Source organism: Homoserinimonas sp. A447 (assembly GCF_054489325.1).
Genome location: NZ_JBTMWW010000001.1, coordinates 1,516,470 through 1,533,015 on the forward strand (window position 1 = coordinate 1,516,470; position 16,546 = coordinate 1,533,015).

Genomic DNA, 16,546 nt, shown 5'->3' on the forward strand with positions numbered 1-16,546 from the left:
ACCGGCGGCGAAGTCGGGACGAACGTCCCCTGTGCCGGGCGAGGTTCACTCATAGACTGACGCGAAACCACCGGACCACGCCGAGGATCACATGCGACAACGCGTTCGACACGCTCCGCTCACTGCGTTCGCGATCACTGGCGCCCTCATCACCACCCTGATCGCCGTCGGTCTCGCCGAAGGGGAAACGCAGCTCTCCGACCTGATCTGGCTCAGCAGCTTCGCGGTGCTCGCGCTGATCGGCTCGGTGATCGTCGCAGCCAGGGCACGCAACGCCATCGGCTGGGTTTTCGTCGGCTCAGGCGCGGCCACCATGCTCGCCGCGATCATGGGTGAGCTTGCGAGTGATGGCTGGGTGCTGCTGGCATCTCTCGCGCTGTTCGGCATCGCCTGGGTCACCCTCACGACGCTGCCGCTTCTACTGTTCCCGGATGGGCGCATCCGAGACCGGTTGGGACGGTGTCTGACTTGGGCGGTCGCTGTGCTCGTGCTGGCTCTCCTGGTGCTGGTCGCGGTGAATCCGGATGAGCTGGTACCGGGCATCGCATCCCCACTGGCCGTTCCGGCGTTTGCCGGCATCGCGAGCGCCGGCATCGACCTCCTCCTGGTGGCCAGTGCACTCGTCACCCTGACAGCCGCAACCGCGCTGGTGCTGCGCTGGCGCGGCGCAGCAGGCCAGTCGCGCAGACAGCTCTCCTGGTTGGGCCTTGCGGCACTGCTCATCATCGCCCTGGTGGTCGTCGGATTCTCGCTTGGACTGGCATTCCCGTCGCTGGACCCGGCCGTTGGTGCCGTTCTCGAAGGATTGCAGGTCGTCGCTCTCCCGCTCGCCACCGCCGCGGCGGTGCTGGATGCCAGGTTGTTCGACATCGACGTGGTGTTCAAGCGGTCGGCGGTGTACGCCGTCGTGACTTCGGCCGTGGTCGTCGTGTACGCAGGGGTGCTCTGGGGAGCGACCAGCCTGATCGGGTTCGAGGCATCGGCCGTGGCCACTCTGGCGGCGAGCGCCATCGTCGCTGTCGGGATATCGCCGCTCAAGGATGCCGTCACCTCGCTGGTTGAAAGGCGGCTGTTCCGGGACCGGAGAAACCCCCAGCGCGCCTTGACGGCTGTGGCGACCGGCGTCGGAGCTGCCCACGAACCGGACGAACTCGTTGCCGCCGCGGTGGCGCAGATCGGGGAGAGTCTCCACCTCGGATACGTCGGGATCGAGTTGGATGGCAAGCCCGGATCGCACTGGGGTGACAGCACGGCGGAACGCGCAGGGTTCGATCTCATCGCGTTCGGCACCCAGTTGGGCCGGCTCACCGTCGCTCCACGAAATCGCGGTGACTCGCTGACGCCGGCAGATCTCGCGGTCGTTGCCGCCCTCACCCAGCAGCTTGCGCTTGTCGCGCACGCGGCCACGATGAGCGAGTCCCTGCAGGCGTCACGCGCGGCCCTGGTCGTTGCGCGTGAAGAGGAGCGGCTGCGACTGCGCCGAGACTTGCACGACGGGCTCGGGCCAACGCTTGCCGGCATGACACTGCAGGTGGATGCCCTCGTGGACTCGGTCGCGGCCGACGCCGAAGCCGCCGCCGACCTCGCCCGGCGGGTGAAGCAGTCGCTGCAGGGTGTCATCGCCAGCCTTCGCCGGAACCTGGACGGCCTTCGCCCAGCAGAGCTGGACCAGCTCGGTCTCGCCGAATCCCTGGCCGAGCATGCTCGTTCGCTCTCCGCCGGCGGGCTGCCGGTCGAGTTGGTCTTCGCCCCGCTGCCGAGAATTCCCCCAGCCGCCGAGGTTGCCGCCTATCGGATCGCGACTGAAGCGCTCGCGAACGTCGTTCGCCACGCCGGTGCGACCACGTGCACGGTTCGAGCACACGTCCTCGAGGGCATCCTGGTCATCCGCGTCGACGATGACGGTCGCGGGATCGACACTGCGGGAAACGCGTCCAGGGAGGGGGTCGGAGTGCCATCGATGAGAGCACGCGCGGAGGAGATCGGTGGTCGCCTGCGCATCACCGAGCGTTCCGGGGGCGGAACGACGGTGACGGCGGAACTGCCGCTGGCGGTGATCGTGCAGTGATCACCGTCCTCGTCGTCGACGACCATCCGATCGTCCGTGATGGTGTGAGCGCCGCGCTGGCCAGAAGCGAACTGCGAGTCGTCGCTGAGGCCGCAACTGCGGGCGAGGCCGTCCGCCTGGCCGTCGAACACCGGCCGACTGTGGTGTTGATGGACCTCTCCCTGCCCGACTTCTCCGGCATCGAGGCGACCCGGCAAATCCTTGAGAAGGTGCCGGACACCGCAGTCGTCGCATTCACCATGTCGGATGACGACGCATCCGTTTTCGCAGCGCTTCGGGCAGGCGCGATGGGTTACCTGGTCAAGGGCGTCGGTAAGGAAGAACTCGTGCGCGGAATCGAGGCGGTTGCTGGAGGCGAGGTACTTCTGCTCGGGCAGGGAGTCGCCAAGCGCGTGCAGGCGCACTTCGCCGGCCTGCCGGGCAGCAATACTGCCGTCGACGCCGACGATGGTGTTCTGGATGCGGCAGGGCTGACGCCGCGCGAGCGGGATGTGCTGGGTTTGATGGCCGAGGGATGGGGTAACCAGACCATCGCTGCCCGCCTGTTCCTCTCGCCCAAGACGGTGCGTAATCACGTGTCGACCATCATCGGAAAGCTGCAGGCGACCGATCGTGGCGAAGCGGTGGTGCGGGCTCGCAAACTTGGCTTCGGCACTGCCCGCGCCTGATGCCCCCTGGATGATCGCGGTCTCAGCTCACCGCATCGAACGCCTCCCTCCGCCAGGCGACCACCTCGTCGTCGATGTCATCGACCGTGGACAACTCGAGGTGGTGCCACCACACCTGGTCGCTGGCCTGCGCGCATGGGCCCGAAACATCCAGTGGTGGACACCGTGGACGAAATTTCGACGTTTCTTTCGCGGCGGACGCGCGTCATATCGCCGGACAGCCGCCTCGCTGTCGATACGCTGATGCGCGTCAGAGAGGACTTCGAATGCGAGTTGGAATAGTGCGGGAGAGCCGCGCAGGAGAACGACGGGTGGCGGCTACGCCGGAAACCGTCGCGACATTGGCGGCGCTCGACCTGGAGGTCATCGTCGAATCCGGTGCCGGCGTGGAATCCGGGTACGCGGACGGAGCGTACGAGGCTGCCGGGGCATCCGTCGTCCCGAAGCTCGAGTTGGGGACGCTCGATGTCTACTGCCATGTTCGCGCGTTGTCTCCAGCGGATGCCGCCCGGCTGAAGGAACAGGCGGTGACGATCGGGCTCGCCTCCCCGGCATCCGAACTCCCCACCGTCAGTGCTCTCGCGGCACGAAACGTGACGTCGTTCGCGCTGGAGCTGCTCCCCCGCATCTCCCGCGCCCAATCGATGGACGCGCTCAGCTCCCAAGCCCTGGTGGCCGGCTACCGCGCCGTGCTGGAGGCGGCCACCCGGTTCCCGCGCTTCTTCCCCCTGTACATGACCGCCGCCGGAACCATTCCCCCGGCCAAGGTTCTCGTGCTGGGCGCCGGCGTCGCCGGGCTCCAGGCCATCGGCACCGCCAAGCGGCTGGGTGCCCGGGTCTCAGCCAACGACATCCGCCCGGCATCCGCCGACGAGGTGAAGTCGATGGGCGGCACCTTCATCAACCTCGATCTCGACGCGGCTGAGAGCGCCGGCACCGGCGGCTACGCCCGAGCGTTGAGCGACGACCGCGCGGAGCGCCAGCGTCAGCTGCTCGCACCCCACGTCGCTGCTGCAGACATCCTGATCACCACGGCTGCCATCCCCGGCCGGGCCGCCCCCCTGCTGGTCACCGCCGACATGGTGGCCGGGATGCGCGCCGGATCCGTGGTGGTGGATCTGGCCGCCGAGAGCGGCGGAAACGTCGAGGGCGTCGTCGCAGGCAGTGACGTGAAGGTCGCCGTCGACGGTGGTCACGTGACCCTCGTCGGCCTGGCGGATGCGCCGTCGGCCATCCCGACGGACGCCTCGCGCCTCTACGCGAAGAACGTTTCCAACCTGCTCACCCTCATGATCGCCGACGGTCAGCTGGCGCTGGATTTCGATGACGAGGTCATCGCCGGCGCCTGCCTCACCCACGAAGGCACCGTGCGCCACGCACCGACCGCCGAAGCCCTGGAAGGACAGAAATAATGGATGCTGTCACGCTCTTGACGGTGGTTGTGCTTGCCGTCTTCGTCGGCTTCGAGGTGGTCTCCAAGGTGACCAGCAAGCTGCACACGCCGCTGATGTCCGGTGCCAATGCCATCCACGGCATCATCCTGATCGGTGCGATCATCGTCGCCGGCCAGACCGGCGATCCCCTGCTGCTCACGGTTGCGCTGATCGCCGTGGTGCTCGCAACAGCGAACCTGGTCGGCGGCTTCGTGGTCACCGACCGGATGCTCGAAATGTTCCGTGGCCGTAAGAAACCGGCTTCTGCCTCGTCGGAAGGTGACGCCAAGTGAACATCCTCGCTCCCGAGATCACCGCGCTCGCCTACCTGGTGGCCGCAGTCTGCTTCATCCTCGCCCTCAAGGGGCTCAGCTCGCCGCAAAGCGCACGTCGCGGAAACCTGATCGGGGCCGCCGGCGCCGTACTGGCCGTCGTCACGGTGTTCCTGTCGATGGAACTCGACAACGTGGTGCTCATCATCGCGGCCATCCTGGTGGGCTCGGCGATCGCCGTTCCCATCGCCCGCAAGGTGCAGATGACCCAGATGCCGCAACTGGTTGCGCTGTTCAACGGTGTCGGCGGCGGCGCGGCCGCACTGGTCGCGGTGCTTGAGCTCGGGCACAACGAGGACCTCTGGGTTCGGGTCGCAATCGTGTTCACGATGCTGGTCGGTGCGGTGTCCTTCGCGGGCTCAGCAGTGACGGTGTTGAAGTTGCAGGAACTCATCACCACCCGCCCGATCCTCTTTCCGGGGCTCGCCTGGGTCATGTCGATCGTGTTGCTCGCCTCGCTCGCCGCCGGCACACTCGTGGTCATCACCGGGGCCTGGTCCTGGGCCGTCGGGCTCCTGCTGCTCGGGCTGGTTGCCGGAGTTCTCCTGGTTCTGCCGGTCGGCGGGGCGGATGTGCCGATCGTCATCTCGCTGCTGAACGCCTTCACCGGTCTCGCCGTCGCGGCATCCGGTGTCGTGCTCGGCAACGTGCTGCTGCTCGTCGCGGGAACTCTCGTGGGTGCCAGCGGAACCATCCTGACCCAGGCGATGGCGAAAGCCATGGGCCGAAGCGTCAGTGGGATCATGTTCGGCGCCTTCCGCGGCGGTTCCACTGCCGGGTCCACAACCGTCAGCGACCGACCGGTCCGGTCCTCGTCCGCTGAGGACGTCGCTGTTCAGCTCGGCTATGCGCAGCGAGTGGTCATCGTTCCCGGCTACGGCCTGGCCGTTGCACAGGGCCAGCACACCATCGCTGAGCTGGCCGAAGCGCTGGAGGAGCGCGGCATCGACGTGACGTTCGGCATCCACCCGGTGGCCGGCCGGATGCCCGGCCACATGAACGTGTTGCTTGCCGAGGCGAACGTGCCGTACGAACTGCTCAAGGAACTGGATGAGGTGAACGCCGAGTTCGCCCACACCGATGTGGTGCTGGTCGTTGGCGCCAACGATGTGGTCAACCCCGCGGCGAAGACCAGTGCGGGATCCCCCATCTACGGCATGCCGATCCTTGAGGTCGGACAGGCCGGCCAGGTGGTGTTCCTCAAGAGGTCGATGCGGCCAGGGTTCGCCGGAATCGAGAACGAGTTGCTCTACGACCCGAAAACCGCGCTGCTGTTCGGCGACGCCAAGGCGTCGCTCACGCAGGTACTCGGTGCGGTGAAGGCGTTGTAACGCGTCAGTCGATCACGTAGGAGCCGGTCGGGCTGAACGAGGCGTCGAGCGCGAACGGGTCACGGACTTCGCTGGAGCGGGTGGACGCCTCGACCAAAGAGGCAAGCTCTCCGGCAGCGCGCTCCACCCGGTCGTGCAATGTTTTGACCTTGTCGGCACCGCTGCCCCAATCGGATGATGCGGCGAATACCCCGGTCGGTGCGACGATCGCGTGCAGGTAGGTGAACAGCGGGCGCAGGGCATAGTCGAGCACCAGCGAGTGCCTGGCCGTTCCCGCGGTGGCCCCGATCAGCACCGGCATGTCGACCAGTGCCTGGTTGTCGATCACGTCAAAGAACGACTTGAACAGGCCGTTGTAGCTGGTCGTGAAGATCGGAGTCACCACGATGAGCCCGTCGGCAGTGGTCACCTTGTCGATGACCTCCTCCAGCGCTGGGCTGGGGAACCCGGTCAACATGTTGTTGGTCACGTCCTGCGCAGTGTCCCGCAACTCGAAGGTCTCGACGGTGACGTCGTAACCCTTCTCGACCAGCCGGGACACGACTGCGTCGGCCAGGCGGTCGGCCAGCATCCGCGTGGATGACGGCTTGCTGAGCCCGGCGGAGACGACGGCGATCCGGCGCTTTTCCTTGACAGCGCCCATTACTTCACCCCTACGTTCTTCTCGGCGGCCGCGACGGCTGCTGCCGCATTCGCTGCCTTCACTGATTCGTGGGTCGGAGCATCCGGAACCTCGGCCGGGCGGTTCTTGGCCATCTCCTTGCGCAGCACCGGAACCACCTCGCCGCCGAGAAGGTCGAGCTGCTCGAGCACGGTCTTCAGCGGAAGTCCGGCGTGGTCCATCAGCCAGAGCTGGCGCTGGTAGTCGCCGACGTAGTCGCGGAAACTGAGCGTGCGGTCGATGACCTGCTGCGGGCTGCCGACGGTCAGCGGCGTCTGCGAGGTGAACTCCTCCAGGCTGGGGCCGTTTCCGTAGACGGGTGCCTGGTCGAAGTACGGGCGGAACTCGTTCACCGCGTCCTGCGAATTCTTTCGCATGAACGCCTGGCCGCCGAGGCCGACGATCGCCTGCGCTGCCGTGCCGTGGCCGTGGTGCTCGAACCGCTGGCGGTAGAAGCCGACCATCTTGGCGGTGTGGCTGCCCGGCCAGAAGATGTGGTTCGAGAAGAATCCGTCACCATAGAACGCGGCCTGCTCGGCGATTTCGGGGCTGCGGATGCTGCCGTGCCAGACGAAGGGCGGCGTTCCGTCGAGGGGGCGCGGCGTTGACTGGAAGCCTTGCAGCGGCGTGCGGAACTGGCCTTCCCAGTCGACGTAGTCTTCGCGCCAGAGCTTGCGCAGCAGGGCGTATTTCTCGAGCGCGAGCGGGATGCCCTGGCGGATGTCCTCGCCGAACCACGGGTACACCGGTCCGGTGTTGCCGCGGCCCAGCGTGAGGTCCATTCGTCCACCGGAGAGGTGTTGCAGCATGGCGTAGTCCTCCGCCAGGCGCACCGGGTCGTTGGTGGTGATGAGCGTGGTCGCGGTCGACAGGATGATGCGGTTGGTCTTGGCGGCCAGCCAGCTGTTGATCGCCACCGGGCTCGAAGGGAAGAACGGCGGGTTGTGATGCTCCCCCATCGCGAAGACGTCGAGGCCGACCTCTTCGGCGTGCTGCGCGATGGTGAGGACGTCCTGCAGACGCGATGCATCGGTAGGTGTCTTGCCGGTGGTGGGGTCGGTGGTGATGTCACCGACGCTGAAGATTCCGAACTGCATCTGCCGATTGCCGGCAGCGGGTGTGGCGTTCATACGCTCAAGCCTTTCTATGCGTTTGCATATACATTGTATGCCAACCCGGTCGCATCCGAAACTATTCCCTTCATTTCCCCCAGCACACTCCCAGCCCTCGTCCCACACGACTCAGGAGCTTCACCGCTCACCTGCGTATGGTCGGATTCATGCGCCTTACGCTTCCCACCCCTGCTGATCTGTCCGAGCTGACCGACCACCGCGATGAGCCCAGTGTCAGCATCTACCTGCCGTCGTCGCCGTTGCCGACCGAGACCGATGCGGTCAAGATCGCTCTCAAGAATGCCATCAATGATGCCGAGGCCCAGCTGGCCGAGATCGGTATGCCGAAACCGCGGATCACGGCGTTGGGCGACACCCTGCGCGCCCTCGAATCGGACCGGGAATTCTGGCAGAACCAATCCCGCGCAATCGCCGTCTTCGCCGCCCCCGGCGTGATGCACGCGTTCCGGTTGGCGAACGATCTCCAGAGCCAGGTCAGCGTCGGGGACCGCTTCGACATCGGCACCCTGCTGCGGTCAGTGACTTTTCCCCACGGCGGTTTCGTGCTCTCGGTGACGGAGGGCGATGTGCACTTGCTGGAGCTGTCGGCCAACCAGCACCCCGTCGAACTCGACCTTCCCGGGCTGCCCGCCGACCTCCACACGGTGCTCGAGTACACGACGACGAGCGGTCGGTTCGACCGCGAAAGCGCCGACGGCGCAACCGGGCAGAGGATCGAGCAGCAGCGCTACTGTCGATTGGTGCAGGACGCCGTGCTGGACCGCATCGGGGACACAGCCTTACCGCTCGTCCTGGCAGCAAGTCGTGCGCTGGAGCCGGCATATCGGGAAATCAACAGCTATCCAGGGCTGCTCGATCGCGGAATCCAGGCGAACCCCGAGTCGTTGACGATCGACGAACTGGATGCCCGCACGCGGGAGATCCTCGACGGACACTATGCCGCTGAATTGAGCCAATGGCGGGAACTCTTCGGGACGCAACGCAGCAACGGCCTCGCGACCAGTCAGCTCAGCGAAGTGGCCAGGGCGGCCACCGTGGGAGCCGTAGACGGGCTGCTGTTCGATATCGATTCCACGCTGGAGGGAACCATCGACGACGTCGGGGTGGTCCATTCCGCTGACGCGCCTGGGCCGATGACCTACGGCATCGTCGACGAGGTTGCCGCACGGGTACTGCGCAGTGGCGGCACCGTCAAGGCCGTGCGCGCGGGTGATCTCCCGGACGACTCGCCGGTGGCCGCGAGCCTGCGCTACGCGCTCTAACGACCAGGCACAGCCCTACAAGCTGAGAATTGAGTGCAATCGGAGGTCGCCGACCCGTTCTCGGCCGCCCAGGCCCTCCAGCTCGAGAACAACGCCGACGCCGGCGATCGTGCAGTCGGCCCGCTGCAACAGCCGGGCAGTGGCGTTGACGCTTCCGCCGGTGGCCAGCACGTCGTCCAGGATGAGCACGCGGCACCCCGTCGGCACATGCCCTGGCTCGATCTCGAGAGCAGCCTCGCCGTACTCCAGCGAATACCGCTCGGTGATGACCGGCCCGGGAAGCTTGCCTGCCTTGCGCACGGCAATCACGCCCGTGCCAGCGCGATAGGCGACGGCGGACGCCAGAAGGAAACCTCTGGCCTCCACCCCGGCGACGGCGTCGAATTGCCCGGCAAAGGCATCGCCGAGGTTGTCGACCACCGCGGCAAAGCTCCGAGCATCCGCCAGCACCGGCGTGAGATCACGGAACAGGACCCCCTTCTCGGGGAAGTCGGGAACAGTGGACAGGCGGGAGGTCACAGCCGAAGCGGCAGATTCTGGCACAAGACAACGTTACCGAACGCTCGACGGGGCGCCCGCCTCCGCGCAAACCTTGAAGATCCATGAACTTGGCTGCACCTTCAGGGCCTCCGGCGTAGCGTGAATGCATGATCCCCGCAACGATTCCGTCCACGACTCAATTGACCGAACTGACAGATCACCGGGATGACGCAAGCGTCAGCATTTACCTGCCATCGTCCCCCCTCCCCACCGAGAACCAGGCGATGCGCCTGGCGTTGAAGAATGCAGCACGGCAGGCCGGCACACGACTTGAAAGCCAGCAGGTGGACAAGGTCGTCATCGACCGTGTCCTTGACCTGGTCTCGGAGCTGGACGATGACCCGGAGTTCTGGCAGAACCAAGCGGAGGGCCTCGGCATACTCGTCGCGCCGGATGCCCTGCACGCTTTCCGGCTGCTCTACCGCGTGCCGGAGACGGTGGTCGTCGGCGACCGTTTCCGGGTCGGACCCCTGTTGCGCTCCCTGGGAACGGCGAATGCCGGTTATGTGCTCGCCGTGACGGAAGGTGACGTCTGCTTCTACGGGATTGCCGCCGGGAGCCGGCCGATCAAGCTCGACCTGGCGCTGCCGTCAGATCTTCACAGCGTGCTCGAGCATGCCGACAACGATGGGCAGGCCGACCGCGGTCGCGCGATGGGGTCCCACGGCCAGCGCATCGAGCAGCAACGGTACTGCCGCATCATCCAGGACGCGGTTCTCGAGCAGATCGGCGACAATCGGCTCCCGCTGATCCTCGCTGCGTCGAACGACTTCGGGCCAAGCTATCGCTCCGTGAACACTTACCCGGCACTGCTTCCCGAGGGCATCGAGGTGCATCCGGACTCGCTGAGCCGGGACGAGCTCGACACGAAGGCGAAGGCCATCCTGGAACAGCACTACCGTCGGGAGCTGGTGCAGTGGAAGGAGTCCTTCGGCACCAAGCGGAGCCAGGGACTTGCCACCAGCAGGTTCGACGACGTCGCCCGCGCGGCAACCTCTGCCGCGATAGCCACGCTCCATTTCGATGTGGAGTCCAGTATCCAGGGAACGATTGACGACCAAGGTCAGGTGACAAAGGCGAGCAAACAGGGCCCAGACACCTACCCGCTGGTCGATGAGATCGCATCGCGAGTGCTGCGCTCCGGTGGCGCCGTGATGGCGGTACGGAACAAGGACCTCACCGATGGGTCGCCCGTCGCCGCGGTCCTGCGCTATCCCCTCTGAACGGGAACGGGTTGAATAGAGAACGGGCCGCCACCCGAAGGTGACGGCCCGTCCTTAAGAAGGCAAGAGTTCTTGCTAGCGGCGCAGTCCGAGACGCTCGATGAGCGAGCGGTAACGGTTGATGTCCACGTCGGACAGGTAGCCGAGCAGACGGCGGCGCTGGCCAACCAGCAGAAGCAGGCCACGACGTGAGTGGTGGTCGTGCTTGTGCTCCTTGAGGTGCTCGGTGAGATCCTTGATGCGCTGGGTCAGCATTGCGACCTGCACTTCGGGGGATCCGGTGTCACCGGGCTGGGTTGCGTACTCTTCGATGATCGCCTTCTTGACATCTGGTTCGAGTGCCATAAATTGATCCCCTTTTCTCTCGTTGCGCGGTGCTGGTCGCCGAATGCGCCAGCTCTCTTTATCCGCGGCCGTTGAAACGGCAACCTTGAGAGTTTAGCACCACCGGGGCGGGGGCTGGAGCTGGACGGTTGGACACGAACTTGGGCAACTCCCGCGTGTCGTACCGGGTTATCTCAAGCTGAGGTTGAACCTTAGTTCACCACTAGTAACACCAGTACCATGCGCACCATTCTGTGAAGAGTCTGCAACGGTCGGATCTGAGAGGCGACACCATGGCCAGGCACCGCGAGATCACCACCTGGAAATTCTCCCGCGCCCGCCACCGCGCCCCGGGATCGGTGGAGCAATTCGTTCAGCGGGGCCGCCACGCCCTCATCGTCTCCCTCGCCTCGGTCGTGCTCGCCACCGCGCTGGTGACGTGGGACCCCGCCTTCGAACAGCACATCTAGGCGCGCGCTCCCTCGACCCGGGACGCACGGCGTGACAGGATCGAGGCATGGGTTGCACCATCGTTCCTCCTTACCTCCTGCTGCGGATCGCCGAGACGAAGGAACCCCACCTCGCCGAGGCGGCAGCTGCAGCGCGCCGGGCGTTACTGCACGACATTCCCTTTCGCAGCATCCGCCGAGTCGCGCCGAACGTGCCGCCGACGGGTTCAGGCGCGGGGCTTCAGCGCACCATCTCGACCGCCGACCACGCTGAGACGCTGCCCGGCCGGGTCGTTCGCCGGGAAGGCGAAGAACCGACCGGGGATCCTGCGGCCGACGAGGCGTACGCCGGCCTCGGCCACACCTACGACCTTTTCAGCACGCAGTACCAGCGCAGCTCCATCGACGACCGCGGCCATCCGCTGAACGCCACGGTGCACTACGGCGACGGGTACGACAACGCCTTCTGGAACGGCGAGCGCATGGTGTTCGGTGACGGCGACGGGCAGGTATTCACCCGGTTCACATCATCCCTGAGCGTCATCGGGCACGAGCTCGCCCACGGGGTGACGCAGTACACCACCAACCTCATCTACGAGGGGCAGTCGGGCGCGCTCAACGAGTCGGTGTCTGATGTCTTCGGCGCCCTCGTCGAGCAGTATGCGAAAAAGCAGATGGCGGATGCCGCGAGCTGGCTCATCGGGGAGGGCCTGTTCACCGAGCTGGTGCAGGGCAGCGCGATCAGGTCGCTCAAGGCACCGGGGACGGCCTACGACGACGACGTGCTCGGCAAGGACCCGCAGCCGGACAACATGAGCGGCTACATCGAGACGTTGGATGACAACGGCGGAGTGCACCTGAACTCGGGCATCCCGAATCACGCCTTCTACCTGGTTGCCGCCGAACTCGGCGGGTTCGCCTGGGAACGGGCAGGCTCCATCTGGTACGACACCATCACCGCAGGAACACTTCCGGCGGACGCGGACTTCAGCCGATTCGCACAGGCGACGAAGGATGCCTCTGTCGCACGCTTCGGCGACGGGTCAGCCGAGCATTCAGCGGTGGAATCCGCCTGGGAAACGGTCGGGGTGGCCTGATGCGCATCACCGTCATCCGAAGCGGGGGCTTTGCCGGACTCAGTCGCCAGTGGAGCGTACGCGTGGAAGAGCAGCCGGACGAGGAGCAGTGGCGAGAGCTGATCGACCGCCTGCCCTGGGACCGGGAGACGGCAGCGCCCGATGAGCCCGACCGGTACGTCTACCGCGTGCGGTGTGCCAGGCGGGAGACGGTGATTCCCGAGCGCCGGCTCGACGGCCCGTGGCGCGAACTGGTCGAGAAGGTGAAGGATGCCGGTGCGGCGGAGGCCCCCGGTTCGCACGAGGACGACGCTCCGGCCGGATAACGTGGGGACATGACACGCATTGCCCTCATCACCGGAGCGACCGCCGGGCTCGGCGCAGAATTCGCCAGGCAGCTCGCCGCACAACGCTGTTCGCTGGTCCTGGTCGCACGTGATCGCGATCGCCTGCAGGCAACGGCTGCCCAGCTGACCGAGGAGTTCGGCGTGACGGTGGAGCTGTTGCCGGCCGACCTGGTCACGGCGGCTGGACTCGCTGCAGTCTCCGCCCGATTGGCGGACCCCGTGCAGCCGGTCGACGTGCTGGTCAACAACGCCGGCTTCGGTCTCGTCACCACCTTCCACGAGAGCCCGATTCAGGATGAGAACCGTCACCTCGACCTGCTCGTCGCAGCGCCGATGCGGCTTGCCCACGCGGCCCTCGGCCAGATGGTTCCCCGCCGTACCGGCACCATCATCAATGTCGCGAGCGTCGCCGGCTACACGCCCCGGGGCACCTATGGTGCGGCCAAGGCCTGGGTGCTCAGCTTCAGCCGCTGGGCGAATATCCACTACCGCCGCAGCGGCGTCACGGTGACGGCGGTCGCGCCCGGCTTCGTTCGCACCGAGTTCCACCAGCGGATGAAGGCCAGGACCGACAACATCCCGGAAGCCCTGTGGCTCACCCCCGAGCGCGTGGTCGCCGACGCCCTCCGCGGTGCAGCGAGGGGCAAGGCGGTGACCGTGCCCAGTTTCCGGTACAAGGTCATCGTGGCGCTCAGCCGGGTGCTCCCGTCACGGTTGGTGGCGGCGGGCGCCCTGCGCGGGCGATAGCAGGAGGCGGTCGCCGGCACCGGGCAGTCGCTAGAGCGGCGCGTTCGTCACCAATTGCAGGATGCCGATGGCGACCAGCGTGCCGGTCAGCGCAACGGTGGCTCCGATCGCCCAGACGGCGCGGATGATGCGCGCTATCGTCACGTCACGGCGAACCTGCTCGAACTCGGCCCGCTCCTGCTCGCTGACCTCGACGGCGGCAGCCACTGGCACGTCCGGCCACGTGCTCTCGAGTCGTGCGTACCCGGCCAGTTCGGCGACCATCGCCGGGTCCAGCTCACACTCCCTGGTCTTCAGCCAGGTGGCGATGGATGCCGCGGCGACGACGAACACATCCTTCGGCAGGCTGCGCACGTCAAGCGATCCCGGGTCGATGACGGCGATGATGGTGCTGGCCCGCACGCCCCGGCCGGCAGCCGCCTCCAGCATCCGCTCGACGTGGCCGACCACTGCCTCCGCCTGGCGGATGTGCTGCACCCGATGGCCGTCGACGACGAAGGCTCGACGGCTGACCCAGACGTTCTGCCTGGTGTGGTCGTGAATCGCAACCGAGAAGACCCCGGCTGGTCCGATGATGAGGTGGTCGACGGTTGAAGCGCCGGACGAGAGCCCGGCTGCTGTTGACGACTCAGCCTCGTCGGCCGGCGCCGGCGCCGGCCCTGGCAGTCCGTGCAGCACGCACCACTCCGGCCCCAGCCGGTGAAGCCCGGCCACGACCTCCAGCTCGCCGACGGCAGCCCAGAACCAGTGCGCGCCCGACGCCGAAATCGGGCTCTCCCCGAACAGCCGGGAACGGATGCCGCGGGGTGGAAGCGTGCGATGCACGTGCAGGAACTCGCGGATGGCGACCTGCGCGGGCGCCCGCAGGGCTACCGGGGCGCGCGAGTCCTCGCGGGATCCATCGAATGTCATGGGCAAAGGTCCTTGAAAGGGCCGCGACAGTGCGGGGCGCGACCGCATCCACCGTATTGCTCCGCCGGCCGGTGGGGACATCCCCACAACGGGGCAGCACGAAACCGCAGACGGTCTTGATTTTCGCGGACGACAGGCGCAGGCTGGAGGTAGATCAACTCATCGCCCGGAAGAGCCGCACCAAGTGCCGCACCGGGCGATGAGTCTCTTAAGACTCGTTCAACGTGGCGCGGAGGAACTGCGCGACATCATCGACTTCTTCGGCCGAGATGGAATGGCCGATACCCGGGTAGGTACGGGCGGTCAATCGCGACCGCGACGGTAACCATTGTTCGGCGCGGGCCATCGCGGACTGCGGGATCACCGGGTCGGCCGGGTCCCTCCCCCAGAACACCGGCGGCAACAGCTCGGGCAAGCGCGAGTCTGCCGGTGCATCGCCGGGCACGATGAAGCCGGCCAGGTTGACGTAGCAGGCGAATCGGTCGGGGTCGTGCCGCATGAGGTTGGTGGCCATCGCGCCGCCCTGGGAGAAGCCGGCTGCAGCGACCGGTCCGGTCGGCGCGACCCGATCGAGCCATTCCAATACGGCGATCGCGGCAGCGTCGACGCTGGCGACCGGCGGCTCCCCCGGAGCACCCGCCGCGAACCAGGTGTGGCCGCCACCGTCGAACCGCAGCGGCGCACGCAGCGAGGCGTAGGCGTACTCACCCGGCAGGAGCGGGATGAGGCCGGCGAGGTCCTGTTCGTGTGAACCGCGCCCGTGCATGAGCACCACCAACGGTCGGTCGGCCAGCTCTTCCCGGGGAAGAGACCAGACGACGAGCGAGTCATCGATGGTCACGGTTTCAGTCATGTCACGCCTCCAGGGGTCCGAGCAACGCTGTCGCCACGGTTTGATGAACGGAATCCTCGTTGCTCGGGTGGAAGCCTCCGGCCAGCACATCCCGATACAGCCGGCCGAGCTCGCTGGCGGTGAAATAGCTGGAGCCGCCAGAGACTCGAATCGCCTGGTCGACCACGAAACGCGCGTTCTCGGTCGCCCGCAGTTTCAGCCCGGTCAGCTTGCGGAACCACTGGGTGCCGTGGTCGACCACGTCGTCGACGTCGCGGGCGATCGTCTCCAACTGGGGCACCAACCCGTCGAGGGCGATCGCAGCATCGGCGACCTTCCAGCGCGTGTCCGGGTTCTGCGCCCCGGTCAGCCCGGTCTTCCTTGATCGCCTGCCCGACGCGTTCTCGACCGCGAGCTGCAGTGCGCGCTGGGCGATGCCGGTGTACACCGAGGACAGGAGGATCTCGAAGTTCGCGAAGATGGCGAAGACCAGCGGGTCGGCACTGGGTCCAGGGTCGCGGAACCCGAACACCCGCTCCGGAGAGGCGATCGCGCCGTCGAGGCGCGTGGTGTTGCTCTGGGTGGCTCTCATGCCGAGAGTGTCCCAGTCATCGAGGATGGTGACGCCGGGCGCCGCGCGGTCGAGGAAGGCGTGAACGAGTTGCGGATGCTCGGCATCCGCGGCGTCGAGGCCGAAGACCCCCAGCCGGGTCCAGACCGGCGAGAGGCTGGTGAAGATCTTCGTGCCGGTGAAGGCGTAGCCGCCGTCCGGCTGCCGCCGGGCATCCGTCGCACTGTCGAACAGCACCAGGTCGTTCCCCGGCTCACTGATGCCGAACCCGAAGACCTCCCCCGACGCCGCCTCGGTGAGCACGTAGTCGAGGCTGTTGTCGCCGCGATCCCTCAACGCCTTCGCGATACCGGTCCAGATGAGGTGCATGTTGACCGCCAACGCGGTCGCCGGTGCTGCGGCGGCCAGGCGCGCCTGCTCCCGGGTGACCTCGAGCAGGCTGAGGCCCGCGCCGCCGAGCTCGGTGGGAACCAGCGCCGCCAGGTAGCCGGCAGCAGCCAACGCCCGAAGGTCCTCGGTCGGGAACTCGTTGTCCCGGTCGTAGCCGGACGCCCTGGCATGGATGCGGTCGAGGAGGTCATCGCCCAGCAGCGACTGGCCGGGCGTTGCGGTGAGGGAGGAATTCACCCCTCCAGCA

General features: G+C 66.7%; 18 protein-coding genes. 11 read left to right on the forward strand and 7 right to left on the reverse strand.

Annotated features, from left to right (window positions below):
* Positions 1-91: 91 nt before the first annotated feature.
* The 5 genes from ACX3O0_RS07405 to ACX3O0_RS07425 all read left to right on the forward strand — a co-directional run bounded on the left by ACX3O0_RS07405 (position 92) and on the right by ACX3O0_RS07425 (position 5,832).
* Positions 92-2,068, forward strand: coding sequence for a sensor histidine kinase (locus tag ACX3O0_RS07405; RefSeq protein ID WP_459107300.1), 1,977 nt, complete (start codon positions 92-94; stop codon positions 2,066-2,068).
* A complete protein-coding gene (locus ACX3O0_RS07410; protein ID WP_459107301.1) occupies positions 2,065-2,736 on the forward strand; it encodes a response regulator in 672 nt (223 codons plus the stop codon). Before ACX3O0_RS07405 ends, ACX3O0_RS07410 begins: the two co-directional genes overlap by 4 nt.
* A gap of 266 nt (positions 2,737-3,002) precedes the next feature.
* A complete protein-coding gene (locus tag ACX3O0_RS07415; RefSeq protein ID WP_459107302.1) occupies positions 3,003-4,148 on the forward strand; it encodes a Re/Si-specific NAD(P)(+) transhydrogenase subunit alpha in 1,146 nt (381 codons plus the stop codon).
* On the forward strand, positions 4,148-4,462 hold the full coding sequence (locus ACX3O0_RS07420; RefSeq protein WP_459091530.1) for an NAD(P) transhydrogenase subunit alpha part 2: 315 nt from the start codon (positions 4,148-4,150) through the stop codon (positions 4,460-4,462). Before ACX3O0_RS07415 ends, ACX3O0_RS07420 begins: the two co-directional genes overlap by 1 nt.
* Positions 4,459-5,832, forward strand: a complete 1,374-nt coding sequence (locus tag ACX3O0_RS07425) for an NAD(P)(+) transhydrogenase (Re/Si-specific) subunit beta (protein WP_459091528.1) — start codon at positions 4,459-4,461, stop codon at positions 5,830-5,832. Before ACX3O0_RS07420 ends, ACX3O0_RS07425 begins: the two co-directional genes overlap by 4 nt.
* Before the next feature lie 4 nt (positions 5,833-5,836).
* Here the strand turns inward: ACX3O0_RS07425 and ACX3O0_RS07430 are convergent, their stop codons facing one another.
* A complete protein-coding gene (locus ACX3O0_RS07430; RefSeq protein WP_459107303.1) occupies positions 5,837-6,475 on the reverse strand; it encodes an FMN reductase in 639 nt (212 codons plus the stop codon).
* Positions 6,475-7,590, reverse strand: a complete 1,116-nt coding sequence (locus ACX3O0_RS07435) for an LLM class flavin-dependent oxidoreductase (RefSeq protein WP_459092384.1) — start codon at positions 7,588-7,590, stop codon at positions 6,475-6,477. Before ACX3O0_RS07435 ends, ACX3O0_RS07430 begins: the two co-directional genes overlap by 1 nt.
* 182 nt (positions 7,591-7,772) lie before the next feature.
* Between ACX3O0_RS07435 and ACX3O0_RS07440 the strand changes: the two genes are divergently transcribed.
* The gene (locus ACX3O0_RS07440; RefSeq protein WP_459107304.1) at positions 7,773-8,888 is read left to right on the forward strand and encodes a baeRF11 domain-containing protein; all 1,116 of its coding nucleotides are present in this window, start codon (positions 7,773-7,775) and stop codon (positions 8,886-8,888) included.
* Between the two features lie 15 nt (positions 8,889-8,903).
* Here the strand turns inward: ACX3O0_RS07440 and ACX3O0_RS07445 are convergent, their stop codons facing one another.
* Positions 8,904-9,431, reverse strand: coding sequence for an adenine phosphoribosyltransferase (locus ACX3O0_RS07445; protein ID WP_459091521.1), 528 nt, complete (start codon positions 9,429-9,431; stop codon positions 8,904-8,906).
* 104 nt (positions 9,432-9,535) lie between these two features.
* On the opposite strand from ACX3O0_RS07445, the gene ACX3O0_RS07450 reads away from it, so the two are divergent.
* Positions 9,536-10,651, forward strand: coding sequence for a baeRF11 domain-containing protein (locus ACX3O0_RS07450; RefSeq protein ID WP_459107305.1), 1,116 nt, complete (start codon positions 9,536-9,538; stop codon positions 10,649-10,651).
* 75 nt (positions 10,652-10,726) lie between these two features.
* Here the strand turns inward: ACX3O0_RS07450 and rpsO are convergent, their stop codons facing one another.
* On the reverse strand, positions 10,727-10,996 hold the full coding sequence (gene rpsO, locus ACX3O0_RS07455) for a 30S ribosomal protein S15 (RefSeq protein ID WP_459091517.1): 270 nt from the start codon (positions 10,994-10,996) through the stop codon (positions 10,727-10,729).
* A gap of 272 nt (positions 10,997-11,268) precedes the next feature.
* Here rpsO and ACX3O0_RS07460 point away from each other — a divergent pair, with 272 nt between their 5' ends.
* The 4 genes from ACX3O0_RS07460 to ACX3O0_RS07475 are packed head-to-tail and all read left to right on the forward strand — an operon-like array spanning position 11,269 to position 13,594.
* Positions 11,269-11,445, forward strand: coding sequence for a hypothetical protein (locus tag ACX3O0_RS07460; RefSeq protein ID WP_459091515.1), 177 nt, complete (start codon positions 11,269-11,271; stop codon positions 11,443-11,445).
* 47 nt (positions 11,446-11,492) lie between these two features.
* Positions 11,493-12,521, forward strand: coding sequence for a M4 family metallopeptidase (locus tag ACX3O0_RS07465; RefSeq protein WP_459107306.1), 1,029 nt, complete (start codon positions 11,493-11,495; stop codon positions 12,519-12,521).
* The gene (locus ACX3O0_RS07470; RefSeq protein ID WP_459107307.1) at positions 12,521-12,826 is read left to right on the forward strand and encodes a protealysin inhibitor emfourin; all 306 of its coding nucleotides are present in this window, start codon (positions 12,521-12,523) and stop codon (positions 12,824-12,826) included. The genes ACX3O0_RS07465 and ACX3O0_RS07470 overlap by 1 nt, the downstream gene beginning before the upstream one ends.
* Positions 12,827-12,835: 9 nt before the next feature.
* A complete protein-coding gene (locus ACX3O0_RS07475; protein WP_459107308.1) occupies positions 12,836-13,594 on the forward strand; it encodes an SDR family NAD(P)-dependent oxidoreductase in 759 nt (252 codons plus the stop codon).
* A gap of 30 nt (positions 13,595-13,624) precedes the next feature.
* Here ACX3O0_RS07475 and ACX3O0_RS07480 read toward each other — a convergent pair whose 3' ends face one another.
* From ACX3O0_RS07480 to ACX3O0_RS07490, 3 genes are all read right to left on the reverse strand, one after another.
* On the reverse strand, positions 13,625-14,506 hold the full coding sequence (locus ACX3O0_RS07480; protein WP_459107309.1) for a hypothetical protein: 882 nt from the start codon (positions 14,504-14,506) through the stop codon (positions 13,625-13,627).
* Positions 14,507-14,714: 208 nt separating this feature from the next.
* Positions 14,715-15,359 (reverse strand): alpha/beta hydrolase, encoded by a 645-nt coding sequence (locus ACX3O0_RS07485; protein ID WP_459107310.1) that lies wholly within the window; start codon positions 15,357-15,359, stop codon positions 14,715-14,717.
* Position 15,360: 1 nt separating this feature from the next.
* Positions 15,361-16,536: an acyl-CoA dehydrogenase family protein gene (locus ACX3O0_RS07490; protein WP_459107311.1), complete on the reverse strand. Its 1,176-nt coding sequence runs from the start codon at positions 16,534-16,536 to the stop codon at positions 15,361-15,363.
* Between the last annotated feature and the right edge of the window lie 10 nt (positions 16,537-16,546).